The organism is Nonomuraea sp. NPDC049400, from assembly GCF_044466425.1.
Lineage (GTDB): Bacteria > Actinomycetota > Actinomycetes > Streptosporangiales > Streptosporangiaceae > Nonomuraea.
The window spans coordinates 13,119-38,885 of the sequence record NZ_JBITMP010000009.1; the positions used below are offsets into that span (position 1 = coordinate 13,119).

The 25,767-nt window shown below is 71.3% G+C and carries 27 protein-coding genes; 12 read left to right on the top strand and 15 right to left on the bottom strand.

Annotation, left to right across the window (positions count from 1 at the left end; all coding sequences use genetic code 11):
* Positions 1-148 precede the first annotated feature (148 nt).
* Together ACIBVN_RS15395 and ACIBVN_RS15400 are read right to left on the bottom strand one after the other, a co-directional pair.
* The gene (locus tag ACIBVN_RS15395; protein ID WP_397136658.1) at positions 149-1,450 is read right to left on the bottom strand and encodes an APC family permease; all 1,302 of its coding nucleotides are present in this window, start codon (positions 1,448-1,450) and stop codon (positions 149-151) included.
* Between the two features lie 92 nt (positions 1,451-1,542).
* Positions 1,543-2,001 (bottom strand): universal stress protein, encoded by a 459-nt coding sequence (locus ACIBVN_RS15400; RefSeq protein ID WP_397136660.1) that lies wholly within the window; start codon positions 1,999-2,001, stop codon positions 1,543-1,545.
* A gap of 84 nt (positions 2,002-2,085) precedes the next feature.
* Here ACIBVN_RS15400 and ACIBVN_RS15405 point away from each other — a divergent pair, with 84 nt between their 5' ends.
* On the top strand, positions 2,086-2,451 hold the full coding sequence (locus ACIBVN_RS15405; protein ID WP_397136662.1) for a hypothetical protein: 366 nt from the start codon (positions 2,086-2,088) through the stop codon (positions 2,449-2,451).
* Here ACIBVN_RS15405 and ACIBVN_RS15410 read toward each other — a convergent pair.
* A complete protein-coding gene (locus ACIBVN_RS15410; RefSeq protein ID WP_397136664.1) occupies positions 2,412-3,041 on the bottom strand; it encodes a DUF998 domain-containing protein in 630 nt (209 codons plus the stop codon). The two genes, ACIBVN_RS15405 and ACIBVN_RS15410, sit on opposite strands and share 40 nt — an antisense overlap.
* 250 nt (positions 3,042-3,291) lie before the next feature.
* On the opposite strand from ACIBVN_RS15410, the gene ACIBVN_RS15415 reads away from it, so the two are divergent.
* Positions 3,292-4,266 (top strand): aldo/keto reductase, encoded by a 975-nt coding sequence (locus tag ACIBVN_RS15415; RefSeq protein WP_397136666.1) that lies wholly within the window; start codon positions 3,292-3,294, stop codon positions 4,264-4,266.
* Positions 4,267-4,280: 14 nt separating this feature from the next.
* On the opposite strand, the gene ACIBVN_RS15420 is transcribed toward ACIBVN_RS15415, so the two are convergent.
* Complete coding sequence (locus ACIBVN_RS15420) at positions 4,281-5,204, bottom strand: anti-sigma factor RsbA family regulatory protein (RefSeq protein WP_397136668.1); 924 nt, start codon at positions 5,202-5,204, stop codon at positions 4,281-4,283.
* Between the two features lie 185 nt (positions 5,205-5,389).
* Between ACIBVN_RS15420 and ACIBVN_RS15425 the strand changes: the two genes are divergently transcribed.
* The 3 genes from ACIBVN_RS15425 to ACIBVN_RS15435 all read left to right on the top strand — a co-directional run bounded on the left by ACIBVN_RS15425 (position 5,390) and on the right by ACIBVN_RS15435 (position 8,363).
* Entirely contained in the window at positions 5,390-5,944 is a 555-nt protein-coding gene (locus ACIBVN_RS15425; protein ID WP_397136670.1) for a DUF1707 domain-containing protein, read from the top strand.
* A gap of 421 nt (positions 5,945-6,365) precedes the next feature.
* Positions 6,366-6,740: a hypothetical protein gene (locus tag ACIBVN_RS15430; RefSeq protein ID WP_397136672.1), complete on the top strand. Its 375-nt coding sequence runs from the start codon at positions 6,366-6,368 to the stop codon at positions 6,738-6,740.
* A gap of 93 nt (positions 6,741-6,833) precedes the next feature.
* Positions 6,834-8,363 carry a DUF2079 domain-containing protein gene (locus ACIBVN_RS15435; protein ID WP_397136674.1) on the top strand — a complete coding sequence of 510 codons (1,530 nt, stop codon included), beginning with the start codon at positions 6,834-6,836 and terminating at the stop codon, positions 8,361-8,363.
* Here ACIBVN_RS15435 and ACIBVN_RS15440 read toward each other — a convergent pair.
* Complete coding sequence (locus ACIBVN_RS15440) at positions 8,339-9,436, bottom strand: glycosyltransferase (protein WP_397136676.1); 1,098 nt, start codon at positions 9,434-9,436, stop codon at positions 8,339-8,341. The genes ACIBVN_RS15435 and ACIBVN_RS15440 overlap by 25 nt on opposite strands.
* 38 nt (positions 9,437-9,474) lie before the next feature.
* Between ACIBVN_RS15440 and ACIBVN_RS15445 the strand changes: the two genes are divergently transcribed.
* The 3 genes from ACIBVN_RS15445 to ACIBVN_RS15455 all read left to right on the top strand — a co-directional run bounded on the left by ACIBVN_RS15445 (position 9,475) and on the right by ACIBVN_RS15455 (position 14,866).
* Positions 9,475-10,293 carry a PIG-L deacetylase family protein gene (locus tag ACIBVN_RS15445; RefSeq protein ID WP_397136678.1) on the top strand — a complete coding sequence of 273 codons (819 nt, stop codon included), beginning with the start codon at positions 9,475-9,477 and terminating at the stop codon, positions 10,291-10,293.
* Between the two features lie 49 nt (positions 10,294-10,342).
* Positions 10,343-11,401: a YbhN family protein gene (locus ACIBVN_RS15450; RefSeq protein ID WP_397136680.1), complete on the top strand. Its 1,059-nt coding sequence runs from the start codon at positions 10,343-10,345 to the stop codon at positions 11,399-11,401.
* 66 nt (positions 11,402-11,467) lie between these two features.
* Positions 11,468-14,866: a BTAD domain-containing putative transcriptional regulator gene (locus tag ACIBVN_RS15455; protein ID WP_397136682.1), complete on the top strand. Its 3,399-nt coding sequence runs from the start codon at positions 11,468-11,470 to the stop codon at positions 14,864-14,866.
* Here the strand turns inward: ACIBVN_RS15455 and ACIBVN_RS15460 are convergent.
* On the bottom strand, positions 14,843-15,109 hold the full coding sequence (locus ACIBVN_RS15460; RefSeq protein ID WP_397136684.1) for a hypothetical protein: 267 nt from the start codon (positions 15,107-15,109) through the stop codon (positions 14,843-14,845). The genes ACIBVN_RS15455 and ACIBVN_RS15460 overlap by 24 nt on opposite strands.
* A 152-nt stretch (positions 15,110-15,261) precedes the next feature.
* On the opposite strand from ACIBVN_RS15460, the gene ACIBVN_RS15465 reads away from it, so the two are divergent.
* Positions 15,262-15,780, top strand: coding sequence for a DedA family protein (locus ACIBVN_RS15465; protein ID WP_397136686.1), 519 nt, complete (start codon positions 15,262-15,264; stop codon positions 15,778-15,780).
* Here ACIBVN_RS15465 and ACIBVN_RS15470 read toward each other — a convergent pair.
* Positions 15,760-15,966 (bottom strand): YegP family protein, encoded by a 207-nt coding sequence (locus ACIBVN_RS15470; RefSeq protein ID WP_397136688.1) that lies wholly within the window; start codon positions 15,964-15,966, stop codon positions 15,760-15,762. The genes ACIBVN_RS15465 and ACIBVN_RS15470 overlap by 21 nt on opposite strands.
* Positions 15,967-16,068: 102 nt before the next feature.
* On the opposite strand from ACIBVN_RS15470, the gene ACIBVN_RS15475 reads away from it, so the two are divergent.
* Positions 16,069-16,905 (top strand): D-alanyl-D-alanine carboxypeptidase family protein, encoded by an 837-nt coding sequence (locus tag ACIBVN_RS15475; protein ID WP_397136690.1) that lies wholly within the window; start codon positions 16,069-16,071, stop codon positions 16,903-16,905.
* Here the strand turns inward: ACIBVN_RS15475 and ACIBVN_RS15480 are convergent.
* Genes ACIBVN_RS15480 through ACIBVN_RS15490 form a run of 3 tightly spaced genes read right to left on the bottom strand, consistent with a single transcriptional unit; the run spans position 16,902 to position 19,631 of the window.
* Positions 16,902-17,507 carry an MBL fold metallo-hydrolase gene (locus ACIBVN_RS15480; protein WP_397136692.1) on the bottom strand — a complete coding sequence of 202 codons (606 nt, stop codon included), beginning with the start codon at positions 17,505-17,507 and terminating at the stop codon, positions 16,902-16,904. The two genes, ACIBVN_RS15475 and ACIBVN_RS15480, sit on opposite strands and share 4 nt — an antisense overlap.
* The gene (locus tag ACIBVN_RS15485) at positions 17,504-18,871 is read right to left on the bottom strand and encodes a hypothetical protein (protein ID WP_397136694.1); all 1,368 of its coding nucleotides are present in this window, start codon (positions 18,869-18,871) and stop codon (positions 17,504-17,506) included. Before ACIBVN_RS15485 ends, ACIBVN_RS15480 begins: the two co-directional genes overlap by 4 nt.
* Entirely contained in the window at positions 18,864-19,631 is a 768-nt protein-coding gene (locus ACIBVN_RS15490; RefSeq protein WP_397136696.1) for an alpha/beta fold hydrolase, read from the bottom strand. Before ACIBVN_RS15490 ends, ACIBVN_RS15485 begins: the two co-directional genes overlap by 8 nt.
* A gap of 294 nt (positions 19,632-19,925) precedes the next feature.
* Here ACIBVN_RS15490 and ACIBVN_RS15495 point away from each other — a divergent pair, with 294 nt between their 5' ends.
* Positions 19,926-20,978: a LacI family DNA-binding transcriptional regulator gene (locus tag ACIBVN_RS15495; RefSeq protein WP_397136698.1), complete on the top strand. Its 1,053-nt coding sequence runs from the start codon at positions 19,926-19,928 to the stop codon at positions 20,976-20,978.
* Positions 20,979-20,982: 4 nt separating this feature from the next.
* On the opposite strand, the gene ACIBVN_RS15500 is transcribed toward ACIBVN_RS15495, so the two are convergent.
* Positions 20,983-21,342: a DUF4267 domain-containing protein gene (locus ACIBVN_RS15500; protein WP_397136700.1), complete on the bottom strand. Its 360-nt coding sequence runs from the start codon at positions 21,340-21,342 to the stop codon at positions 20,983-20,985.
* Positions 21,343-21,546: 204 nt separating this feature from the next.
* Here ACIBVN_RS15500 and ACIBVN_RS15505 point away from each other — a divergent pair, with 204 nt between their 5' ends.
* Positions 21,547-21,837: a hypothetical protein gene (locus ACIBVN_RS15505; protein WP_397136702.1), complete on the top strand. Its 291-nt coding sequence runs from the start codon at positions 21,547-21,549 to the stop codon at positions 21,835-21,837.
* 60 nt (positions 21,838-21,897) lie between these two features.
* Here ACIBVN_RS15505 and ACIBVN_RS15510 read toward each other — a convergent pair whose 3' ends face one another.
* The 4 genes from ACIBVN_RS15510 to ACIBVN_RS15525 are packed head-to-tail and all read right to left on the bottom strand — an operon-like array spanning position 21,898 to position 25,725.
* The gene (locus ACIBVN_RS15510; protein ID WP_397136704.1) at positions 21,898-23,298 is read right to left on the bottom strand and encodes an MmgE/PrpD family protein; all 1,401 of its coding nucleotides are present in this window, start codon (positions 23,296-23,298) and stop codon (positions 21,898-21,900) included.
* 13 nt (positions 23,299-23,311) lie between these two features.
* Entirely contained in the window at positions 23,312-24,106 is a 795-nt protein-coding gene (locus tag ACIBVN_RS15515) for a cyclase family protein (RefSeq protein ID WP_397136706.1), read from the bottom strand.
* A gap of 46 nt (positions 24,107-24,152) precedes the next feature.
* Positions 24,153-24,962, bottom strand: a complete 810-nt coding sequence (locus tag ACIBVN_RS15520) for a TrmH family RNA methyltransferase (protein ID WP_397136708.1) — start codon at positions 24,960-24,962, stop codon at positions 24,153-24,155.
* On the bottom strand, positions 24,955-25,725 hold the full coding sequence (locus ACIBVN_RS15525) for a DUF4184 family protein (protein WP_397136710.1): 771 nt from the start codon (positions 25,723-25,725) through the stop codon (positions 24,955-24,957). The genes ACIBVN_RS15520 and ACIBVN_RS15525 overlap by 8 nt, the downstream gene beginning before the upstream one ends.
* Positions 25,726-25,767 lie beyond the last annotated feature (42 nt).

The following is a 25,767-nucleotide window of genomic DNA, read 5'->3' on the forward strand; positions in this document are numbered from 1 at the left end:
GAACACGACGAGAGGCCCCGGGTCGCAGGGCCTCAACAAGACGTCGCCGATGAAACCCCCCTAGGGGGCCATCATCACCAGGCACGTCGTCATGCCGCCCATGCTAGCGACCTTCGAGCGCCTGGAGCCACCCGGATACCGCACGGGATCAGACTGCTCTCCTGCGCCCGGTGCGGTGGCGTACCAGCCACACGACCAGGCCGACCGCGAAGACCGCCAGCCCCGCGAGCACCGACGACGACGGGAGCGTCGCCGCCAGCAGCACGCACAGCGCCAGCCCGAGCGCGGGGACCGGCTTCGGCGGCGCGCCCTCGTCGGGGCGGAGCGTGAGCGCGCACGCGTTGGCGATGCCGTAGTAGACCAGCACGCCGAACGACGAGAACCCGATCGCCTCCCGCAGGTCGGCGACCAGCAGCAACACGATCACCGCTCCCCCGACCGCCAGCTCGGCCCGCCGCGGCACCTGACGCACCGGATCCACGGCGGCCAGCACGCCGGGCAGGTCACGCTCGCGCCCCATGGCCAGCACGGTGCGCGAGACGCCGAGCAGCAACGCCAGCAGCGCGCCCAGCGCCGCCGCGGCGGCGCCGGCCCCCACCACCGGCACCAGCCACGCGGCCCCGGCCTCCCTGACCACCTCGGCCAGCGGCGCCGGGGACCTGGCCAGCAGTAACGGTCCGAGTGCGCGCAGCGCGGCCATCGCGACCAGCGTGTAGACGACGAACGTGATGCCCAGCGCGATGCCGACCGCCCGGGGGATGGTGCGGGCCGGGTCACGCACCTCCTCGCCGAGGGTGGCGATCCTGGCATAACCGGCGAACGCGAAGAACAGCAGCCCGGCCGCCTGCAGCACGCCCCACACGTCGAAGCGCTCAGGACCGAGCGGGGCCGTTGCGGGGCCGTACGGAGACTCGGAGAGCGGGGTGTAGGCGAACCAGCCGAACGTGACCGTGTCGTCGCCGAACAGGCCGGCCACCACCACCGCGGCGAGCACGGCCAGCACGAACGCCACGATCACCTTGGCGACCCCGGTCGAGCGCCGCACGCCGAACACGCTGAGCGCGGTCAGCGCGGCGACCGCGCCGACGGCCAGAGGCCGCGCCAGCTCAGGGGCGATGTACGCGCCGAACGTGAGGGCCATCGCCGCGCAGGAGGCGGTCTTGCCGATCGTGAAACCCCAGCCCGCCAGGTAGCCCCACAGCGGGCCGAGCCGCCGCCTGCCGTAGACGTAGGTGCCGCCGGACTCCGGGTAGAGGGCGGCCAGCCGGGCGGAGGAGGTGGCGTTGCAGTAGGCCACGACAGCGGCGAGCACGAGCGCCAGAAGCAGCCAGTGGCCCGCGGCGCCGGCGGCGGGCGCGAAGGCCGCGAACACGCCCGCCCCGATCATCGCGCTCAGGCCCACGACGACCGCGTCTGTGGTGCCGAGCCGCCGCGCCAGCTCGTCGGGCACGTCTCCGCCTCCTCTCCCGCCTCAGGAGACTCCCACTCTGCCGCATCCCGCCGACAATCCCCACAACGGCCGGGTGAACGTTGCCCGCCTGGTCACGTGTTCTTCTCAGGGGCCGGCACCACCATCACCGGCCGGTGCGCGTGGTGCAGCACCCGGTCGGACGTGCTGCCGAGCAGCAGCGAGCGCACCCCGCCCAGCCCCCGGGTGCCGGTCACGATGAGCTTGGCGTCGATCTCGTTCGCCACGTCCACGATGGTCGACCAGACGGCCAGGGAGTCCACGTCGCACCGCGGGGTGGCGTCCAGCCCGGCCTGGTTCGCCAGGTTGGCGCCGTTCTGGGCGAGCTCCTTCATCGCCTCCTCGATCGCCTTGTCCTCCTCGCCCAGTTGGTCGATCGTCATCATGAGCCCGACGGAGGCCCTGGCCGAGGTCATCGCCACCCGCTCCCACACCGTCAGCACGACCGCGGACTCACCCGGCATGATCTTCCCCGCGAAGGCGATCGCCGCCTTGGCGTCGTCCGAACCGTCGTACGCGATCAAGATGGTCATTCCAGCCACTCCTTTACGAGGTCAGGGCATACCTCTTTCCCGAGCGGCCCGTTTCACGCCTGCATCAGGGGTAGGCCGCCCTTCATGACCGTGACGCGATTCCAGGACCTGCCCCTCACCGAGCGCGACCGCGAGTGGGACGCCGACGAGGCGGAAAAACGAGTGCGCAAGTGGGCCGGCGCCGAAGACGGGCCGAACGCGAAATACCGCCAGGCCTTCATCTGGTACGACGCCGGCGACGCCGACGAGTTCGGCGCGTACAAGCTGCCGATCGCCGACGTCGTGGGCGGGGAGCCGAAGGCGGTGCCGCGGGCCGTGTTCGCCTCGGCGGCGGTCATGCAGGGCGCCCGGGGCGGGATCGATCTGCCGAAGGAGGACATCGAACCCGTCAAGCAGCACCTGGCGCGCTACTACGCCAAGATAGGCGAGGAGCCGCCCTGGGAGCGCTGAGCCAACGGCGTCAGCATCGACAGCCCCGCCAGCGCCAGCACGCCCAGCTCGGTGACGACCACCGCCCGCTGGGTCAGCCCGGCCGGGATGTCGTCGTTGGTCAGCGGGATGCCGAACATGCGCACCACGTACGGGATCACGACCAGCAGCAGCGCGCCGAGGGCCAGCCCGCTGAGGATCCGCACCGCCCTGGCGTACCGGATCTTCGCCCTGGCCAGCAGCATCCCCGCCGCGGGCATCACCAGGAACGCGGCGAACGCGGCGTACCGATGGATGCCACCGGACAACGACAGCGGCACGCCCGGCCGGTCAGTGGGAAAGGCGCCGATCAGGAACATGCTCGCCCCCCACGCCAGCAGCAGCGCGACGATCCAGCGGCTCATCCCCGCCCGGCGCAGCGCCTCGGCGAACAACGCGGAACCCACCGCGAACAACGTCAGCGAGGCGGGCAGCAGCCAGCCGGACGCTTGGAAGGCGTACTCGCTGATGACACTGTGCATCGGGTCGAGGCCGGATTCGGCGTGCAGGGTGAGCATGGCGCCGCTTCCGGTGCCGATGGCCGCGAATCCGCTGACGAGCAATCCCTTCATGCCCTTAAAACTCGGGGAATGCGCGCTCGCCGAGTATCGGAGATGGACCCGAAACGGCCCTGAACGATCCCCTAATACCTCGGTCGGAACAGCCCTGAGAAATGGCTCTCGACCTGCGCGGACGTGACCCTGGTATGGACTGCCCCCTCAGGGTGCGTACGGGGCACACCCCCGATTTGACCTGGAGCGCGCTCGATGGGGGAGGCTGAAAGATACGACCATCCGAAAAGCCTCATCACAGGGGACTGGCATGAACAGGCGCACTCTCGGAAACGGCGGCCCGCAGGTCTCGGCGCTTGGCCTCGGCTGCATGGGCATGTCCGACTTCTACGGCCCAGGCGACGAGCAGGAGTCGATCGCCGTCATCCACCGCGCCCTCGACCTGGGCATCAACTTCCTGGACACGGCCGACACGTACGGACTGGGAGCCAACGAGGAGCTGGTCGGCAGGGCCATCAAGGACCGGCGGGACGAGGTCGTGCTGGCCACCAAGTTCGGCGTCAAGCGCGGCGGCGGCGCGCGCTCGATCGAGAACAGCCCCGAGTACATCAGGGCCGCCTGCGACGCCTCGCTCCAGCGCCTCGGCGTGGACCACATCGACCTCTACTACATGCACCGGCGCAACAGGAACGTGCCCGTCGAGGAGTCGGTCGGCGCGATGGCCGAGCTGGTCGAGCAGGGCAAGGTAGGCCATCTCGGGCTGTCGGAGGTGAGCGCGGACACGCTGCGCAGGGCGTCCGCCGTGCACCCGATCGCGGCCCTGCAGAGCGAGTACTCGCTGTTCACCAGGGGGCTGGAGGCGGAGATCCTGCCTGCGGCCAGGGAGCTGGGCGTGGCGCTGGTGGCGTACTCGCCGATCAGCCGCGGCCTCCTGTCCGGCGCGCTGCCGCCGGTCGACGAGCTGCCCGAGGACGACGTCCGCCGGTGGATGCCGCGCATCGCGGGCGAGGGCGGCGCGCGCAACGCGGCGCTGGTGGCGGAGGTGCTGAAGATCGCCGACGCGGCGGGCATCACCGCCGCGCAACTCGCCCTGGCCTGGGTGCTGGCCCAGGGGGACGACGTCGTGCCGATCCCGGGGACCAAGCGGCTCAAGTACCTGGAGGAGAACGCCGCGGCGGCCGACATCACGCTGACGGCCGGCCAGCTCGACGCCCTGGCCCGCGCCGTCCCCGCCGACGCCGTCGCCGGCACTCGCTACCCGGATATGTCGGAAATCGAGGCGTAATCCCAGAAAAACAGCTACTTGGGGACGTCAAAGTAGGCGCGGATGGTGGTCGCCCCCGCGCGGCTGTGGATGCGTACGAGGTCGCTCAGGAGGTTGACGATCAGCAGCCCGCGCGAGCCGGCCTGGCGGGGGTCGACCGGCCGGCGCCCCACCAGCGGATCGGTGATGTGCCCCGAGTCGCTGACCTCGCACACCAGCCGCCCGCCCTCGGCCCACACCCGGATCGTCCCTGAGCCGCCCCCGTGGTCGAGGCTGTTGGCGCCCAGCTCGGCCACCGTCAGCCGGACGTCGTCGAGCCGGTCGCCGGAGAACCCCATCTCGGCGGCCCGCCGTGCGGCCAGCCCACGGGCCGCCGACAGGTTGGTGCGGTCGAAGCGCAGCGACACGAACTCGGCGGGCTCCTCCAGCGCCCGGTTGTGCCCCGAGATCACCAGCTCGGGCGCGTAGTCGGCGCTGGGCCACTCCCTCGTGACGTCGCGCAGCACGGGATGGGTGCGCGACGCCTCGTCGATGACCTCCGGCGCCAGCCGCACGGCGTCGTACGGGCACAGGATCGTGACCCGCCGCCCCGTGAACGACAGGTTGATCAGCGCCTCGTGCTGGGCCGCGGCCCCGTATTCCGTGTCGGTGCGCCCGGGCCAGATCGGCTCGCCGATGATCCGGACGTGCTGACCGGGATGCCGGTCGGCGAACTCGCGCAGCACGGCGGGGATGATCCGCCCCGGGTTGCGCCCGGCCTCCTGCATGTTGAGCAGGAGCACCGACCTGGCGTCATCCCCCAGCTCGGCTTCGATCAGCGCGAGATTCGCGGCGGGGACGGCGACCGCGACAGGCTCGCCGAGGGCCAGCCCGGCGCGCACGAACTCGGTGGTGGCAGCCACATATTCCCGGTCGCCCCGGTAGAAGAGCGCCGGATGAACGAATGGTTCCGCCAACATCAGAGTTCACGCTACCCAAGGTTGATGACTTCACGGCAATCCGTTGGGTACCTAAATGGGTGTGAAGAGCAGAATCCGGCTTATCCGCCGTCCCCGCCCCGCCAGCAGGCTACTCCCTCTAGATCTGCGCACCCCATCCGGCCGACGCCTCCCGTTCTGAGCATCACGCTCCTATGCTCGTAGACATGTCGGAATTGCAGATGCGGGTCTCCGACGGTGACCGCGAGCGGACCACGCAACAGCTGCAGCACGCGTTCAGCGAGGGCCGCCTCACCCAACTGGAGCTCGAAGACCGCCTCGAGATAGCCCTGACCGCGAAGACCTATGGCGATCTGCTGGGCCTGATCGACGATCTCCCCGTCGAGGAGCCGCAGGTCGACGACGTGGTCGAGCTGGAGTCCAAGAACGGCCACATCAAGCGCTCCGGTGACTGGGCCGTCCCCCGGCGGCTGCGGGTCGTCTCCAAGTACGGCAGCGTCGATCTGGACCTCTCCGAGGCCGTCATCACCAACCCGGTCGTGGACATCGAGCTCGACCTCGCGTACGGCTCCGCCAAGATCATCCTGCCTGAGGGCGGGGTGGCGAACGTCGACGCATTCCGCAGCGACTACGGCCAGGTCACGACCTCCGACGTGCCGAGCAGGCCCCGCCCCGGCGCCCTCCACGTCGTGATCAGCGGCCGGACGAAGTACGGCGGGCTCGCGGTGCGTTATCCGCGCAGGCGCTGGTTCACCCACTGACGGAAGAGCGAGATGTGGTGCTCGCTGGGCACGAGCACCCCGCCGTCGTTGGGTGGGGGGCACGAGGTTGACGAACACCTGCGGCTTGACGGTGATCGCGTAGTAGCGGCGGTCCTGGTCCTGCGACACATCCGGCAGCTTGCCGAAGCCCGGGCTGCCGTACTCGACGCGGTCGAGGCAGAGGCGGGCGCCGCGATGCCTGCAGACGTTGAGTAAGGCACGCAGCCGATCAACCCGGCCCCGCACCACGATCACCTTCCTGTTGCGCATTGCGCACCGAGTTGTTCTATATGCGACACGGTCGGTCGGGCTTAGAGGTTTTACGCCCTCTTGATACGGATGGTGTTAGTGGGGTGCAAGTGACGGTCAAGGAGTGATCCATAATGTTCCCTTCGTTCGAAAAACCTACGAAGGGCATGAAATGACTCCCCCTCGTCGTCGCCTGGCCGTCGCGGCCGCGACGCTGACCCTTGCCGTCCTCACCACCGCCTGCGGCGCCCTCGGCCAGGCTGTCGACTGCAACACCGCCGCCAGTGAGGCCAGCAAGATCGCAAGCGAGTGGAGCACCGCGGTCACGAGCAACGCCACGGACACGAAGGCCATCGGCAAGGCCTCGGAGGAAGCGGCGGGCAAGACCAAGGAGCTCGCGGGCAAGTACGACGGCGAGGTCGCCGCCGCGCTGAACGAGCTGGCCGCCGGGTTCGAGACCCTGGAGAAGGGTGACCTGAGCAGCGTGTCCGAGTTCACCGGCAAGATCGGCACCTTCCAGAGCAAGATCACCGCTGCCTGCTCCTGACGCCGGGCCCGCGGTCGCCGTTCCGCCTGTGGGGGGCAGGACGGTGCGGCGGCCGCGCCGCGTTCGGGTGGATTCGTTCTAGTCTTGCTGCCCGTGACGGGTGAGACTCTGGCGGCGCAAACGGGGGCGTCCGCCGCCTTGTGGAGAACCCGGCTGTCCGGCCACCGCGTGCGTGTGGGCGCTCTCACGCTCGTCTCCGCGGTGGCCTACGCCGTGCTGGGGCTGGTCAAGCTGGCCACGTTCCGCGCCACCACGTTCGACATGGTGATCGTGGACCAGGCGGTGCGCAACTACGCCGCCTTCCGCCCGCCGTACATCCCGGTCCGCGGCGAGTTCTCCGACCGGGGCATGAACTACGTCCAGCTCGCCGATCACTTTTCGCCGATCTACGCGTTGCTGTCGCCGTTCTACTGGATCCACGACGGGCCTGAGACGCTGATCGTGGCGCAGGCGGTGCTGTTCGCCGCGGCGATCCCCTTCCTCTGGCGTTACACCAGGCGCGTGCTGGGCGTCGCGCCCGCCTACCTGGTCTCCTTGGCGTACGCGCTGTCGTGGCCCGTGGCGCAGGCGGTCGCGTTCGACGTGCACGAGGCGATGTTCGTCCCGCTGCTGACCGCGATCATGATCGAGCGTTACCACGCCGGACGGACGATGCCCGCGTTCCTGGCGATGCTCGGGCTCCTCCTGGTCAAGGAGGACATGGGGCTCATGGTGGCCGGGGTGGGGTTATGCCTGATCGTCATGGGCGAGCGAGGGCGCGGCGTGCTCTGCGTGATGTTGGGCGCCGGCGGCGTGCTGCTCGCCCGCGGCCTGGTGACCTCGGTCTTCGGCGGCGACGCCAAGGACTACTGGGCCTACGGGCACCTCGGGGACGACCTTCCCGGCGCGATCCTGGGGATCATACGGGACCCACTCGCCGCGCTCCTGCTGCCGTTCAGCGAGGAGGCCAAGGTCGACACGCTGCTCCTGCTGGCCTGGCCCACCTTGATGCTCTGCCTGCTCTCGCCGCTGTCGCTGGCGGCGGTGCCGCACGTGCTCGAACGCATGCTGTCCGACCGATCACAGTGGTGGCAGGCCGACTTCCAGTACAGCGCGTTCACCGTGATCATCCTCTTCTGCGCGGGCGTGGACGGCCTGGCCAGGCTGCTGCGCCGGCTCAAGCGCTCCGACGCCGAGCGGAGGAGCTCGGCAGGAGAGAGCGAAGCCAACGAGTGCCGAAGCGGCCGCGACCATGAGCACGCCTCGCTCAGGCTCGCCTGGTCGGCGGCGGCCTGCGCGGTCGCGCTCACCCTGGTGCCCAGGTTCTCGCTGGACCAGCTCTACCATCCGGCCTTCTACACCGAGCCCAAGGCGGCCGCCGCCGCGGAGGCCGCGAGCAAGGTGCCCTCCGGGGTCACCGTCGAGGCGGTCAACTCCGTCGGCCCCAACCTGACGTCCAGGACCACGGTCCTGCTGTGGACGGCCAAGTCGCACGGGGCTCCGTGGGTGGTGGCCGACACGGCGCGCTGGGAGTTCCCCTTCGGCTCCGCCGACGAGCAGCTCGCCGCGGTCGGCCAGCTGCAGGCCGACGGGTACACGAAGGTCTTCGAGCGCGACGGCTACGTGGTGCTGCGGCGGGACTGAACCGCCTCCTCGTAGGCCCGCTCGAACCCGGCGAGCACCGTGGGCCACGAGCCCGCGGCCGGCGGTGTCGCGCGGTTGTGCGCGGCGATCGACTCGCGCAGCCCGGTGTCCGTGCACAGGCGCGCCACGGCACGGGCCAGGTCGCCGAGCGTGCGGCCGAGCAGCCCCTCCGTACCGTTACTGACGAAGTCGGCGACCCCGCTCTGCGCCCTGGCCACCACGGGCAGACCCGCCGCCCGCGCCTCGAGTGCCGCGATGCCGAACGACTCGCGCGGCGCGGGCGCCACAAACACGTCCGCCGACTCCAGCACCTTCGCGATCTGCTGCCGGGTGTAGCGGCCAGGCAGGGAGACCCATTCGGCCATGCCGTGCCTGGCGAGAAAACGTTCCATCTGACCGCGAGCGGGCCCGTCGCCGACGATCGTGGCGCGCATGGGGATCCGGGCGGGCACCCGCGCCCTGGCCGCCTGGAGCAGCCTCAAAAGGCGTACGGGCTGCTTGCGCGGCGCCAGCCGGCCCACGGCGACGATGTGCACCTCGGCACTGCGATCGGGCGCCCCTGGAGGCGGCGCCCAGCCCGACAGGTCGAGGCCGTTGGAGACCACCCGCACGGGCACCTCGGGCCCGGCCACGGCGCGGATCGGGGCCGCGGCCGCGTTGCTCACCGTGGTCGCCACCAGCCGCCACCGCTGCCAGCCGAACGCCAGCCGCAGCAGCCGGTAGACCAGCCGCGTGACCGGGTCCCACATGCTGTGCACGGTCACCACGCACGGCACCCCGGCCCGCGCGGCCGCCCGCACGCCCATCCAGGCGAACGGCGAGACCGCGCCCGTGTGGACGTGCACCACGTCGGGGCGCAGGGAGGTGATGCGGCGCGTGAGATGCCCCACGCCGAACGGGTGCACCGGCAGGTCGAACGGCATCCTCGCGACGATCCTGTGCACGCCGGGCAGCGCCTCGCCCCTCGTCGCCGTGGCCACGCGGACGTCGTGTCCCGCCTCCCGCTGCATCCGCACGAGATCGGCCACCTGGACCTCGATCCCCCCGAGTCTCGGCAGGTAACAGTCACTCACGTGAAAGATCCGCACCCCTCCCAGACTAATCTGGGCGTGTGCCTCCACGTACCGCTGTGTTCTTCCATGCCCATCCCGACGACGAGGCCCTGCTGACGGCGGGCACCATGGCGATGCTCGCGGCCGAGGGGCACCGCGTGGTGCTCGTGGTGGCCACCGCGGGCGAGCGCGGGCTGGCCGATATGGAGCCGGGCGAGGCGCTCGGCGAGACCAGGCTCAAGGAGCTCTACGAGTCGGCGGCGCTGCTCGGCTGCGCGCGCGTGGAGTGTCTCGGCTACGGCGACTCGGGGCTGAGCCCCAAGGGCGGCATCGCCGAGGACCGGCCGGACAACGCCTTCATCGACGCTGACACGGAGGAGGCGGCCAAGGCACTGGCCGCGATCCTGCAGGAGGAGGAGGCCGATCTGCTGGCGATCTACGATCCGGCGGGCGGCTACGGGCATCCCGACCACGTGCAGGTGCACCGGGTGGGCAAGCGGGCAGCGACGATCGCCGGCACGGAGATCGTCCTGGAGGCGACGGTCAACCGGGATCCGCTGGTCAAGCTGCTGCGGCTGGCGGGCCGGTTCTACAAGTTCCCGCCGGAGTTCGACGTACGGACGTTCGAGAGCGCGTACTCATCGGACGAGACCATCACCCACCGGGTAAATGTCCGGAAATATACGAAACAGAAGCGTGCGTCCATGGCCGCGCACGCCTCCCAGGCCAGCGGCGGCGACAGCGACCGCACGCTCGCCGTCATGCTGAAGGTCCCCGGTCCGATCTACCGCCTGGTCTTCGGCACCGAGTGGTACGTACGCCGCGACCTGCCGCCCGGCGCCCGGCTCACTCATCCCTTCGACCGGTGGCCCAAATAATCCCTTCGGAGGACGTTGCCGGTCCGGCGACGCGTCAGACTGGACCCCGATGAAGAACAAGTGGCTCCAGATCACCTTGTCCGTGCTGTCGCTCGGGCTGGCCGTGCTGCTCGTGGTGTATTTGCCGCAGATCGTGCGCACGCTCACCGGCAAGCCCGTCTCCTGGCACGAGATCGGCATGGTCTTCGGCGCGCTCGGCCCCGGCCAGATCGCGCTGATGGCCGCGCTGTGGCTGCTGAGCCTGCTGGCGTACACGTTCGTGCTGACCAACTCCCTGCCCGGCCTCACCAACCTGCAGGGCCTCACGATCAACGCGGCGGGCAGCGCGGTCAGCAACCTGCTGCCGTTCGGCGGGGCGGTCGGCGTGGCGGTGACGTTCGCGATGACCAGGGGCTGGGGGTTCCGCAGCCGGTCGATCGTGGTGATGACGCTGGTCAGCGGCATCTGGAACACGTTGTTCAGATTCATCCTGCCGGCGGTCGGGATCATCGGGCTGCTGTCGGCGGGCGAGGCGCCCAACGCGACCGTGTCCAAGGCCGGCTGGACGGGCGCGATCTCCATCCTCGTGCTCTGCCTGATCGTGGCCGTGGCCCTCTACTGGGACCGCGCCGCCGACCTGCTCGGCCGCGCGCTCGACGGGATCACCCGCCTGCTGCGACTGAAGATCCACGCCTCGGACGCGTTCCACAAGCTGCGTGCCGACACCGCCGGCGTCGTGCGGTCGAGATGGCCAGGGCTGTCGCTGGGAATGGTCTTCTTCCTCGGGTTCCAGTGGTCGATCATGGCGGTGTGCCTGCACGCGACGGGTGCCTGGCCGGGCTTCGCCCAGTCGATCGCCGTCTTCGCCCTTTCGCGGGTGCTCACCAGCGTCCTGCTCACGCCCAGCGGGGCGGGGATCATGGAGGGCGGGGTGGTGCTCCTCCTCACCGAGGGGTTCGGCGTCGGAGTCGCTCCGGCGACCGCGACCGCACTGCTTTTCGGCTTCTGGACTTACACTATCGAGATCCCGTTCGGCGGCCTGGCACTGGGCGCATGGGCGCTGCTGCGCAGGCGCAACGGCCGGAACGCCGGCGCGGAGCCCCCGTCCGCGATCTCTAAGGCCCCGTAGTGACAATCCCAAACCCATCAAAGACCTTGTGCGTGATTCCTAGGCCCGCATAGCGTGGCGGCTGACATGGTGGCGTTCCGAGTTCTGGGGCCAGTCGAGGCGTACGAACACGACGACGAACTCGACCTCGGCGGGTTGCGGCAGCGGGCCGTCCTCGCCCGGCTTCTCGTGGCCAGAGGTCAGGTCGTGCCCGTTGACACGCTTCTCTACGATCTGTGGGACGACGACGCGGCAAAGGGCGCGCAGTCGGGCCTGCAGGTCTACATCTCGCGCCTGCGGCGGGTGCTGGAGCCCGGCCGCCCGCGCGGCGGGCCCAACCGGCTGCTGGTGACGGTCGCGTCCGGCTACGCGTTGCGGGTGGCCTCCGACCAGGTCGACGCGCTCAGGTTCGAGCAGCTCGTACGCGCGGCGGGCGAGCATCTCGAAGAGGGCGATCCCCAGTCCGCCCGCGGCCGCCTGGAGAAGGCTCTGGGCCTGTGGCGCGGCACCCCATACTCCGACTTCGCCGACCAGTCGTGGGCGGAGGCCGAGGTCAACCGCCTGGCGGAGCTGCGTCTCGTGACGCGCGAGCGGCACGCCGACACCGGGCTGCGGCTGGGCCTGCACGCCGAGACCGTGCCCGACCTGGAGGCGCTGACCACCGAGCACCCGCTGCGCGAGGAGGGCTGGCGGCTGCTGGCGCTCGGCCTCTACCGGTGCGGCCGGCAGGGCGACGCGCTGGCCGCGCTGCGCAGGGCCAGGAACATCCTGGCCGACGAGCTGGGCATCGACCCCGGTCCCGCGCTGCGCAAGCTGGAGTCCGACATCCTGGCCCAGTCGCCCGAGCTGGATCTGGCCGTCCCGGCGCGGCCCGCACGGCCCGCCGCGCCGGTCGCCGACACCTGGCCGCCCAGACCGGCCGCGGCCGTCGAGCCGCCGCCGCTGGAGCCCGAGCCGTTCGTCGGCCGCGACGCCGAGCTGGCCAGGCTGACCACGGCGGCCTCGCGCACGGGCAGGTTCCAGGTCGCGATCCTGACCGGGGTCGCGGGCGCGGGCAAGACCACGCTGCTGCGCCAGCTGGAGGGCAGGCTCGCCGCTGACGGCTGGATCGCCGCCTCCGGCGCCTGCCCCGACTCCAGCGCCACCCCGCCGGGCTGGGCGTGGGTGGAGATCCTGCGCACGCTCACCGGCACGACGGGCGCGGGCGAATACGCGCAACTGCTGGCGCCGCTGCTCGACGACGCCGCCCCCGACCCCGACGAGGACGAGGCGTCCGGCGGCTTCCGGCTGCACCGCGCGGTCGGCGGCTACCTGGCCGGGGTCGCGCGCCGGGCGCCGGTGCTGCTGACGCTCGAGGACCTCCACTGGGCCGACGACCAGACGCTCGCCCTGCTGCGCGCGCTGCCGAGCCTGCTGGCGACCAGCCGGGTGCTGCTGGTGGTGACGTGCAGGGACAGCGAGCTGGACGACCGCCAGTCCGACGTGCTGGCCGCGCTGGCCAGGCTGGGCCCGGTGCGCGTGGGCCTGTCGGGGCTCGACCCGAAGGCCGTGGCGGAGCTGGTCAAGGCGACCTGCGTACGCGAGATCGACGAGGACGCGGTCGAGTCGATCGTCGAGCGCACGGGCGGCAACCCGTTCTTCGTCCGCGAGACCGTGCGCCTGCTCGACGCCGAGGGCGCGGGCGACCGGGCCAGCGCGACCCAGGTGCTCTCGCGGGTGCCCTCCGGCGTGCGTGACGTGCTGCGGCGGCGCATCTCGCGGCTGCCCTCGGGCGCGCAGCAGATCCTGCTGCAGGCCGCCGTGATCGGCCGCGACGTCGATCTCGACGTGCTGATCGCCGTGTCGGGCGACGCGGACGCGGTGATCGAGGCCGTCGAGGCGGGCCTGCTGGCCGGGCTGGTGACCGAGCCGGGACCCGGGCAGCTCAGGTTCGACCACGACCTGGTGCGCGACACGATCTACTCCGACGCCTCCAGGCTGCGCCGCACCAGGCTGCACGCGGCCGTGGCGGCGGTCATCGAGCAGCATCGGCCGTCCGACGTGGCGGCGCTGGCCCACCACTACTTCCTGGCCGACGCGGCCGAGAAGGGGGTCCACTACGCGGGGCTCGCGGCCGAGCAGGCCGAGCGGCGCTTCGCCCACCGCGAGGCGGCCACGCTGTGGGAGCAGGCCATCGCGGCGTTCGACCGCTCGCGTAACGACGAGCAGAGCGGCGAGCAGTCGCCGGAGCGCGCGAAGGAGCGCCTGCGGCTCATGCTCCGCCAGATCAGGGCGCTGGCCCTGTGCGGCGACATGACGGCGGCCCGGCTGCTGCGGCGCCAGGCCATGGACGCCGCCCTGCCGCTGGGCGACCTGGAGATCACCGCGAAGGTGGCGGCGTCGCTGGCCGTGCCGCACAAGGGCATCGCGCGCGACTTCACCCGCACCGCGTGGGAGATCGTGGACGTCACCGAGAAGGCGCTCATGGAGCTGCCCGAGGGCGAGCAGCGGCTGCGGGCCAGCCTGCTGACCACGCTCGCCCTGGAGCTGGAGGGCTCCTCCTCGCCCGAGCGCGGGCGCCAGGCGTCCCTGGAGGCGCTGGAGCTGGCCAGGCAGAGTGGCGACCCGACGCTGATCGCGGCGGCGCTGAGCGGGCGGCTGCGTCAGTCCTACGACATCCCGGCGGTCGACACCCGCGAGAGCATCGGCAGGGAGCTGCTGGAGGTCGCGCAGCGCTCGGGGCAGATGGCCACGCAGGCCCTCGCCCACCTGGTGCTGCTGGAGTGCGCGGCGGCCAGGGGCGAGTTCGCGGTGGCCGACAGGCACGCGGCCGCCGCCGACGCCCTGGCCAAGCAGTACGACCTGTCGGCCCCCGCCGCGGTCGTGGTCTGGTACTCCGGCCAGCGGCTGATGATCGCCGGCGACTACGCGGGCGCCGAGCGGGCCTACCGCGAGGCGGCCAGGATGACCGCGCGGGCGGGCATGTTGGAGGGCCGCCAGGACCTCCCCCTGATCACGGCCTTCTGCCTGCACCTGGTCGACGGCCGGGCGGCCGAGATGGTCGACCTGCTCGGCGAGAAGCACCAGCGTGGGGCCAAGTGGACGCTGGACGCGTACGCGCTGGCCCTGGCCTCGGCCGGGCACCTCCAGGACGCCAAGGCCGTGGCCGCCACCCGCCCGCCGGTGCGCCCCGACTTCCTCTACGAGCTGGCGATGACCTGGCGCGCACTGGCCGGCATGCTGCTCGACGACCGGGAGCGGATGGTCGACTGCTACGACAAGCTCAAGCCGTTCGCAGACCGGGTGGCGGGCGCGGGCACCGGCGTGGTGGCGTTGTGGCCGGTGGCGCTGACGCTCGGCGACCTCGCCATCCGCCTGGGGCAGCCCGACGCCGCGCGCGACCACTACAAGAAGGCGCTGGAGGTGGCCGAGCGGGTCGGCGTGCCGCGCTGGGTGGAGGCGGCGCAGCGGTCGGTCAGCAGCTCACCTGGGAACGGCCGTTCTTGACGGTCTGCGCGCCTTCGGCCGGTTGAGGACCACGCTGCGCTCCACGTCGGCCCGCGCCAGTTGCTCGGTGCAGGGCACCTCACGGGCCGACAGGGTGACGGCCCGCACCTGGCCGGGCGCGGTGCCGGCGCTGTCGTGGGCGGAGGCGCCGGCGTACGCGCCGGCGAACGCGAGGGCGGCCACGAAGAGCTTGGCGGTGTTCGCGACACCACCGGCCAGGACGGCTGCCCTCGTCGTCGGCATGTTCAACCCCCTTTTGCCTCACGCATAGAGTGAGACCGGGTGATTGAGTCCTGGTTGTCGCCTGCTTGCGGCGGCTTGCAAGCCGTTGTGGCAGAAGCTTGCAACTTGAACTAAGGTAAGCCTGACCTAAGGCTTCGGGGAGGGGTGGGCGGATGAGCGGCATTGCCGATCCCATGAAGCCGTCCTTGTTCGGCCTGCCGTACTGGCTGGTGGGGGCCGTGCTCATCCTCGCCCTGTTCGGCGCGTTCCAGGTGTACTACTGGGTGGGCCGCAGGCTCGGCGACAAGCTCTACGACTCGCGCGTGGGCGTCCGGCTGGGGCGCGAGCGGATCGCCAAGATCGAGCACGTCGTCGAGAAGTGGGGCGCGCTGGCCGTCTACGGCTGCTTCTGGGTGCCCATGCTGCGGCACACGCTGCCGTGGGTTGCGGGTGCGCTGCGGGTGTCCTATCCCTGGTACGTGGTCGCGAGCGCGCTGGGCTGCCTGACCTGGGCGCCGATCTGGTGGTTCGGCCTGACGGCCATCGTGTGGGGATGGCTGGAGCTGGCCGCGCGCTCCCCCGTCACGGCGGCGGTCGTGGCCGTGCTGGCCGTGGCCGCGATCTCCTGGATGGTGGTGCGGCGCAGGCGGAAGAAGCGGGAGGCCGCCTCGTCAGAGGCCCTGGTCTCCTAGACCAGGCCCGGTCCGGTCGTCGATGACGGCTTCCGGAGCGTTCCTGCGCACGGTCTCGATGCCGTTCACGCAGGCGATCTTGGTCGGGTAGCCGCCGCCGATGGCGAGCGTCTGCCCGTTGTTCGCGACGAGCGTGAAGCGGAAGCCGCCCTGCCCGTCCTCATCGATGATGAACCTGCCCGCCACGGCCGCCCACCCCTCTCGTCCGCCTTGGATTTACCCCATCCGATCTGGTCTTATGGCGTAGTTCGGCAAACGGACCCTTGATCTCCTGACAACATGTTTGGCATGCGTATTGGGGGTTTCATTGGCTCTGCCGCACTCGCGCTGGTTGTGGGGACTGCTGCCCCGGCCGCGGCGGCGGACGCGCCGGAGGTCGAGGCCAGGTCCGCGTACGTGGTCGACTCGACCGGAACGATCCACTTCGGCAAGCGCCAGACCCGCCGGGTTCCGGTGGCCAGCCTGGTCAAGGTCATGACGGCGTACGTCGTGCTGCGCGAGGCCCGGCTGAGCGACACGATCACGATCACCGCGGCGGACGTCAAGTACGCGGCCGGCAACGGCGCGATGACGGCGGGGCTGAAGAAGGGCGAGCGGCTCACGGTCAGGGACCTGCTGTACGCCCTCATGCTGCGGTCCGGGGCGGACGCGGCCAACGCGCTGGCGCGGCACTACGGTCCTGGCAAGAAGGCGTTCGTCGCCAAGATGAACCGCACCGCCCGCTCCCTCGGCATGTCCGACACCCGCTACACCAACGCCGACGGCATGCCCACGCCGGCCCACGGCGGCTATTCGACCGCGGTCGACCAGGTCAAGCTGGCGCAGCGGGCACTGGACGACAGCGCCTTCGCGGCCGTGGTCGGGCGCAAGGTGCACAAGGTGGCCAAGACGTCGGTGCACGGCGCGCACACCTGGCGCAACTCGAACAAGCTGCTGTCGCGTGCCGACGGGGTGCTGGGCGTGAAGACCGGGTACACGAACGCCGCCGGATACTGCCTGCTCTTCGCCGGGGAGCGGAGCGGCAAGCGCGTGGTGGGCGTGCTGCTCGGCGACCAGGACGAGCGCCGCTTCAAGACCGCCGAGCGGCTCCTGGACTACGCCGGGGAGCAGATCGCGGGCGGCTAGCCGAGAGGGTAGGTGCGGCCCTCGACGCCCCACTCGCCGAACAGGGGGCGCTCGCCGCGGTCGATCGCCCGGATGGAGGGGCGGCCGATGTGCGCGAAGACCACCCGTCCCACCTGCAGCTCGTGGGCCTGCCGCGCGACCTGGAGCACGCTCGCGTGCCCGCCAACCCCGCCGGCGAAGCGGATCGGCCGGTCCCAGCCCGCCGCGTCGGCGAACATCAGGTCCACCCCGGCCGCCCAGACGGGAAAGGTCCAGAACTCCGGCGCCCAGGCGGCGTTCGCCCGCTCCGTCCTGATCAGGTAGCCGTAGGTGGGGTGGGAGGTGTGGCTGACCGGCAGCGGCACGATCTCCACGCCCGCGGCCTCGTAGCCCGCCACCACGGCGGTCATCCCGAGCGCCCGCGCCGCGCGGCGGATCTGGGGCATCAGCTCGGCCCGTTCGTCGCAGACCAGCCAGCCGTCGAGCCGCTCGCCGCCCGCGGCCTCGCCGCCCCCGTCGAGCAGCACGCGGTGGCCCTGCCAGCCGGCCAGCAGCCCGGCGGGGCGGTAGCGCGGGGAGTTCATCGCGCCGACGCCCACCAGGCGCAACCGCACGACCGTCATCCGGCGGTCCAGGTCACGTCCCCGTACGCCTTCAGCGCCTCCTCCGCCTGGGACAGGGGCAGAGGCAGCGGCATCGGGTACGTGGTGCGCACCCGGGACAGCTCGCGGTGCATGCGGGCGAAGACGGCGAAGTCGCGCGGGAACGCCCGGGGATCGACCCCGGCGAAGACCCCGATCTTCCGCGCCCTTTCCAGCACTTCCCGCCACGCGTCGATCGGCGCGATCCCCGGCGACTCCACGCCGTGCGAGAAGAGCGTCATCCGGATCTCGTCGTACGGCTCCCCGCCGTCGAGGTACGACAGCAGCCCCTTGCGCGAGCCCTCGGAGTTGAAGACCATCCAGTACGGCACCGATCCCGTGCGCAGCGTCCACCACGGCTCCAGCAGCAGGAACGACTCCACCAGCAACCGGTCCCCCGGGAGGCCGCGGGCCTCGTACCAGGACCGGTAGAGGTCGGCCACCGGCGCGGTCAGCGCCTCGGGATCCGGGAAGCGCAGCACGGCGACCCTGCCGGCGGCCTCCCGCAGATCGTCCATGAGCTCGGCCTCGAACCCCCACTCCGCCTCGGGGCTCTCGCCGTCCGGCTCGGGAGCGTCCCAGTGCCGGTACGGGGAGCCGTGACGCGCCAGGTAGCCGGCGATCTCCGGGCTCCCGAGGCGGTACTCGTCAGGGGTGAGCCCGCCCAGCGCGCCGTGCTGGAAGACGTACCGCTCGCCGATGCGGGTCGTCGGCCAGCGCAGGCCGCAGTCGGAGATGACGAGCGTGCCGTCGAGGCACTCGCGGAGGAAGCGCCGGTAGGCCTCCGGCAGCCGCCGCCACTTGATCCGGAAGTAGGACATTCCCGCGATCATCAGGCGGTCCTGGTTCGCGTCGTGCATGTGGTGCAGGATCAGGTCGGGGTTGGCGGCGAGCATGGCCTCGCCTGCCGGGCGGACGCGGCGGAGGCAGTCCTTGGGGGCGTCGGGGTGGCCGCCGTGCTGGCGTACCGGGACCAGCAGGGTCTGGGGCAGCCACGGCGCGCCGAGCGCCGCGGCCAGGTGCACCAGCGCGCCGGAGGCGGAGCCGACGAAGACCACGGGGTAGCGGCGGCGCGGATAGTGCCCGACGACCCACTCGGCCATCTCGTCCGAGCGCAGCCCGGCCAGCTTCGACGGCGCGCCGGCCTCGCTCCACCCGGACAGCGCGTACGCCTGCTCGGCGAGGCGGCGCGGCAGCCGGTTCGCCGCCCCCAGCACCCCGGAGGCGATCGGCTCGATGGCGGCGGGGAACTGCCCGAGCGCCGGGAAGTCACGTCCGCGCAGGTAGCGGGAGAGCGCACGGAGCATCCCCGTGGCCGAGTCGAAGGAGGCGGCGTACTTATGCATCGGCCACGAACCCCCTGATGATCGGCACGAGGGCCGCCGGATCCCGGAACGGGACCATGTGCGGCGCCCCCGGCACGACGACCAGCCTGCCCCGCGGCGTCCTGCGGGTGACCTCCTCGGCCCAGTCCTGCGGCACCAGCCGGTCGAACTCCCCTCTGACGACCAGCGTGGGCACCGCGACGTGCGGGAGCTTGTCCTCCACGCGGTCGCGGACCGCCGCGTCGAAGCTGGTCACGACCTGCCGGAGGCCGGCGTCGCGGTAATCGGCGACGTTGAGCGGCGCCATGCGCGGGTCCTCCCGTCTGGAGTTGCGGACCCACCGGGCGATGAGCCGCGACCACGATCTCGCCGCCGGGTCCACCGTGGGTCCCATCAGTACGAGCGAGCGCACCCGTTCCGGGTGACGCACCGCGATGTCAACGGCGATCTGGCAGCCGAAGGAGCAGCCCGCCAGACAGGCGGCGGGCAGTTGCTCGGCCTCCAGCCAGTCGGCCAGCGCGTCGGCGAGCTCGGTCAGGCCGAGCGCGTAGGGCGGTTTCGTGCTCTGCCCGAATCCCGGCAGATCGACGGTCCAGGCAGGCAGGTGCTCCCCCAGCGCGGCGACCAGGGGGCACAGTTCCCGACTGGACACGCCCGCGCCGTGCACGCAGACCACGGGCGGGCTTTCGTCCGCATCTGGCGGGATGCGCCGCCATCCGGTCATCGACCAGTCGCCGACCTTGGCTGTCCGTCGTTCGAGTGCGATCTCTGTGCTCTTCATGGCACAACACAGGTGCCCACAGGAAGGCCGGGCTCACTTACTTCACATGGTTCTGCAGGCGGGATCCAGGCGATCCGCCGTCCACCTGAGCGAGTGCGCCACCCGTATCCGCACCTTGGCCCTCGGGCGGTGCGGTCGGCGCGGCGCGTCGGGGAGCGCTTCGCGCAGCGAATCCCGATAGCCCATCGCCGTCTGATGAGAGAGGACCTGCATAGCGTCCATGACTCCTCCTTAATCAATTAAGACCTTAATCGATTAAGATGGACCGGGCAAGCTCTTCGATACGGTGGGACGATGGCCAGGGTGACACTGCAGACGATCGCCGACCGGCTGGGCGTGTCCCGGGCCACCGTGTCCTACGCGTTCTCCCGGCCCGACCAGCTCAGCGAGGGGCTGCGCCGGCGGATCCTGGAGGTGGCCGACGAGCTCGGCTACGCGGGCCCCAATCCGACGGCGCGCTCGCTGCGACTGGGGCGGGCGGGGGCGCTCGGGCTGATCTTCAGCGAGACGCTGGCGTACGCGTTCGCCGACCCGTACGCGATCGGGTTCTTCCAGGGCCTCGCCACCGCGGCGGAGGACGCCGGGGTGGGGCTGCTCATCCTGCCCCTGCCGCACGGCGACCGGCGCAGCGAGACGGTCAGGGACGCGGTGGTCGACTCGTTCTGCGTGATGTCGCTGCCCGACGGGCATCCGGCACTGGCCGAGGTGTTCGCCAGGAAGCTGCCCGTCGTGGTGGTGGACGAGCCGTACGTGCCGGGGCATCCGTTCCTGGGGATCGACGAGCCCGCCGCCGCGGCCGCCGCCGCGCGGCACGTGCTGCGGCTCGGGCACCGGCGGTTGGGGGTGGCCATGGTCGGGCTGCACGACGACGGCTACACCGGCTGGGCCACCCAGGAGCGGCAGGAGAGCGCCACGTTCGAGGCCATGCGGCGCCGGCGGAGCGGCTACCAGCAGGCCTGCGAGGAGGGCGGGATCGACTGGTCAGGCGTGCCGTTCTACGAGGTCGCGCGCAACTCGCGAGAGGCGGGGCGGAAGGCGGGGCACGCGCTGCTCGGGCGCGACCCACGCCCCACCGCGATCCTCACCAACACGGACGTGCTGGCCCTGGGGGTCCTCGACGCGGCGGCCGACCTGGGGCTGGCGGTGCCGGGAGAACTGTCGGTGGTGGGCTTCTCCGACAGCGCGGCCGAGGAGGCGGGGCTCACCACGATCAGGCAGGCCAAGCAGGAGATGGGCGCGGCGGCGGGGCGGCTGCTGCTGTCGGGGGCGGCGGCCGAGCCGGAGCGCCTCACGTTCCCACACGAACTGATCGTCCGCACCTCCACCGCTCCCCCGGCTCAGGCCTGACAGGTCATCCCCCCAGCACGAGCACGAGGCCCGCCGCGGCGGCGACCACGGCCGTGCCGCCGTGCATGGCGTAGGAGAGGGCGGGGTGGCCGCCGCGCCTGGCCACGATGGCCGCGTCACCGACGGGGATGATCGACATGGCCAGGGTGACCCAGCCCAGCGCCTGCGCGTCACCCAGGGCGATCAGAGCGAAGATGATCAAGGCGGAGGCCAGGTCGCGGATGGCCTTCACGGACAAGTACGCGCCGGTGTCCATGCCCGAGGTCGTGCTCGGCACGCCGAACGCCGTGGCGGCGGCCTCGGGGCCAAGGAAGAAGCGAAGGCTGATCACGACGAGGGCGATGCCGATCAAAGCCACGATCACATAAGCGGTGGTGACCAATCTTGTGCGCTCCAGACGAGAGTCATCGGTAGAAATGCTAGCAATGCTAAGCTAGCAATGACTCAATGTCTAGCGGCGCTAGAAAATGTAGGGACGCCACCACCTGGACCACCTGATCCAGAAATCGGTTACCGGCGGACGGTCCCGCGGATAGGGTGGTCTCGCAGCCATCCCGGAGGGCATCCCATGACGGAATTCATCGAGGTCCGGGCGACGATCGAGGGCCACGAGAGGGCGGCCGCGCTGGCGCACGCCATTCTCGGTGCGGGCCTGGCGGCCTCGATCGACATAGCGGAAGTGCCGTCCGCGCGCTCCGGCGAGATCACCTGGGAGCTCATCCTCATCACGACGGACCGGCAGGCGGCCACGCTCGAACGGCGCATCAGGGAGACCGGGGAGGGCTGCTCCGTCGTCCGCGCGCCGGTCACCCACGAGCTTGACGGCTATCCCGACTGGCTCACCGGCGGCCGGCCCTGACGCACTGCTCCCAGTGCCACATCACCGACACCAAGGGCCGGCGCCAGGCCCACTTCGCGACTATGCGACGGTCAGGCGGAGCAGCGGTGTCACTGACGGGGCCGACGGGAGGCTCCCGACCGCCGCCAGGAGGGCCTCCACGTCGTCCGGCGGCAGCGCCCGTCCCGCGTTGGCACGGAACTTGACCGCCAGCTCGTCCTGCGTCAACGGGTGCTCCGGCCCGCCGCGTGACGAATCGACGCGATGCTCCAGCACCGAGCCGTCACGCAGCCGTACCCGCATGACCGCTGCGAACGCACGAGGGAAGATCTCCGACGCCCGCTCGTCCGCCACGCAGCGCACCCGCTTCGCCAGTTCCAGCCGTTCGGGAGACAGGGAGGCGAAGTCGTCCAGCGAAAGCCCGAGCCCGCCGCCGCCGTGCAGCGCCGCCGCCACCGTGTAGGGGCCGGAGAACTTCGCGTGGTACGGCGACCTAGGGTTGATCTTCTCTTCCCGGGGCTCCGCGATCGTGCGCAGCACCGGACCCGGCACCCCGAGCTCGACGTCCTCGACCTCGGCGGGGGAAAGGCCGCCGGCCCGCAGCACCAGGGCGCAGTCGATGGCCGGGTGGGTGAAATGGTTCGTCGGATAGGGCTTGTAGACCGTGCGCAGCAGCTCCCACCGGTCGCCCAGGTCCGACAGCAGTGCCGAGGCGTCGAAGCGGCCGTCCAGCCAGGCCTGGAAGAAGCCGAACCGGCCCTCCAGCACGGTCGGCGGCCCGGTCACGCCCTCCGCGGCGAGCACCGCGGCCGAGACGCCCGCGTGAGCGGCCCAGCCGCAGTGAACCCGCTTGATCGTCCCGCCCGTACGGTTGGCCTCGATGAGGCCAGAGCCCATGCTGGCCGCCACGCCGACAGCGTCGGCGATGCCGTCCGCCGTCAGACCGAACAGGAGCCCGGCCGCGACCGCGGCGCCCAGCGTGCCGCAGATGGACGTCGCGTGCTGTCCCTTCTCGAAGAAGAGCGAGTTGCGCGCCTCGGGCAGGTAGGAGGCCATCCCCAGGCGGTTGCACACCTCGACGCCCGCCGCGATCGCCGACGCCAGTTCGGCGCCGCTCGCGCCCGTGGCCTCGGCGACGGCCAGCGCGGCGGGCACCACGGGAGCGCTCGGGTGCAGCACCGACGGCAGGTGCGTGTCGTCGTAGTCCAGCGCGTGCGCCAGCGTGCCGTTGACCAGCGCCGCCGACGGCGCGGGAAGCCGGTCGCCGCTGCCGATCGCGGTGGCCTCCGCACTGCCGCTCCACCGGCGTACGGCCCGCAACACGGCCGGTCCGGCGTCGCCCTCCGGCTCGGCATAGGCGGCCAGGCAGTTGCCCAGCACGTCGAGCACGCGTCCGGTCACGTCGTCGCGCACGAGGGCGGGAACGCCCTTGTCGCGGCAGGCGGCTGCGAACTCGGCGAGCCGCTGGACATGGGTGCTCATGGCCTCTCTCGGATCAGTCGATGACAGCGAGCGGGCGGACCGGGGCGCCGGTGGCGCCGACGATCGGCAGCGGGTTGAGCACGAGCACGAACTCGCGTGCCCCCGAGTCGAGCAACTCGGCCAGCCGCATGGTCTCCACGATGTTGATGCCCGACTCCACCAGCATGATCCGGTGAACGGGCAGCGTGGCGTGCCCGCGACCGGGCGCGATGTGTTCGAAGGCGATGGTCTCACCACCCACGACGCGCGGTCGGTGGCCGACCAGCCAGCGTGCCGCCTCGGCGCCCGGCCCGGGGACGCCGTTCCGGTGACCGATGAACTCCTCCCCCGACGACCAGAGCCGCGACCATCCGGTGCCGATGAGCACCGCGTCGCCCGCACGGATCTCCGTGCCGCCGGCGGCCCGCGCCAGGTCGCCGGGGGTGATCTCGTAGCCGGGCGGCAGCGTGTCCACGCCGTGCACGGCTGCCACGTCGAGCAGCACGCAGCGGCCCACGTACGGCTCGAACTCGTCGATCCCCAGCGAGCCGAACCCCTCGTGCGACATCACCTCGCCCGCGGGCCGCCCGCCGTGCAGCAGTCCGTCCTGCGAGACGTGCGCGAGGGCGTCCACGTGCGTGCCGACGTGCCCGCCCGTGACGATGATCTCGTTGGCGGCCGAGCCGCCGTCGGGCCTGACCATGTCGCCGTGCCTGCGCTCCAGCGCCATCCGGAACGGAGGATGGTTGGGCGACTGCGGCATGCCTCTCCGCATCGGCTGCGCGAGATCCAGGACACGGGACCCTTCCAGTGCCTTCCACAAGAACATCTCGAACGGTTCTCCCCAGTCGTCGCACGCGTACGGTAGGCGCGGGTCAACTCGCGCGCATCAAGTCATGGCAGGCGATCGCGGCGGCGGCCACCACGTTGAGCGAGTCCACGCCCGCGGCCATCGCCGCCGCGCTCATCGGGATGCAGACCGCCTGGTCGGCCTCGTGCAGCCAGTGCGATGACAGGCCGTCGCCCTCGGAGCCGAGCAGCAGCGCCACCCGATCCGCCATCTTAACCGTGTCCATGGGGGTGGCCGTCTGATCCGGGGTCAGGGCCAGCGTCTGGAAGCCCGCCTCCCGCAGCTGCGAGAGCCCGTCGAACCAGTTGTCCATCCGCGCGTACGGGATCGAGAACACCGCTCCCATCGAGACCTTCACCGCCCGCCGGTACAACGGATCGGCGCACCGGGGCGACAGCAGGATCCCGTCCACCCCCAGAGCGGCGGCGCTGCGGAAAATGGCGCCGACGTTGGAGTGGTCCACCAGGTCCTCCAGCACGAGCAGCCGCCGCGCGTTGCCCTTCAAGAGGGTCTCGACCGAGGGCAGGGGGATGCGTTCCATCGAGGCCAGGGCGCCGCGGTGGACCTGGAAGCCCGCGATGCGCGACATGATCTCGTCGCTCACCACGTAGACGAGCGCGTCCCCAAGAACGTCCTCGAGCGGGGTCAGCCAGCGGCGCGTGGTCAGGACCGAGCGGATCGGGTAGCCGGCGCCGATGGCCCGCCTGATCACCTTCTCCCCCTCGGCCAGGAACAGGCCGCGCGAAGCCTCCAGGCTCTTGCGCAGCTCCACGTCCCTGAGCCGGGTGTAGTCGGACAGGCGGGGATCGTCGGCGTCGGTTACGTACTCAAGCACCTTCCGATATTGCCATGCGCCGCCTGAGCTGCCAGACCGCCGCATAGCCGATCAGCACCAGGCCCAGGCCGATCAACGTGCCCGCGCCGACCTTGGTGAGCACGCTGGCGATGCCGAGCTCCGGGGCGGGCTCGTCCACGAGGGGCCAGAGGAGCGCGCCCGCGACCGTGCCGATCGAGCACATCAGCATCACGAGCCTGCGCACGTATGGGCGGATCTGCAGGCAGTCGGGCACAGGGGCGGCGGCCATGCGGGACAGGCCGCGCCATACCCACCACAGCAGGATGGCCAGGCCGATCACGGACGAGACGTACTGCAGCAGCCGGAACAGCCTGATCACGCCGAACACCCGGATCGACAGCCAGTCCCCCCACTCCTCGGGGCCGCTGGAGTGGGTGAAGGAGTCCCACAAGACGTGGGAGGCGGCGCCGATGGCCGCTCCGACGGCCATGGGCACCACATGGGGCCGCGACGGGGCCAGGCGGGCGGCGCGGCCGGCGAGCGACGGCGGGAGCAGGGAGATCAGAGGTTCCCTGAAGACGCCGTGGAAGAGCGGCAACAGCAGCAGTACGGCTGCGACGTCGATGGTGAACACGCCGACCCAGGAGTGCCATTTGCCGTAGTCGGGCAGGAACGTCAGGAAGATCGGCAGATCGGGGACCATCGCCCCGAGCGCCAGCGCCCATGGATCAGCGAACTTGCGTACGCGCGGCGACGCAATCAGCGGCACCACCGCCGCCATGTGGCTGGGTGTGAACGGCAACCTGGCCCCCTCCGTTGCGATCAGCGCTCATTATGCGGGCAA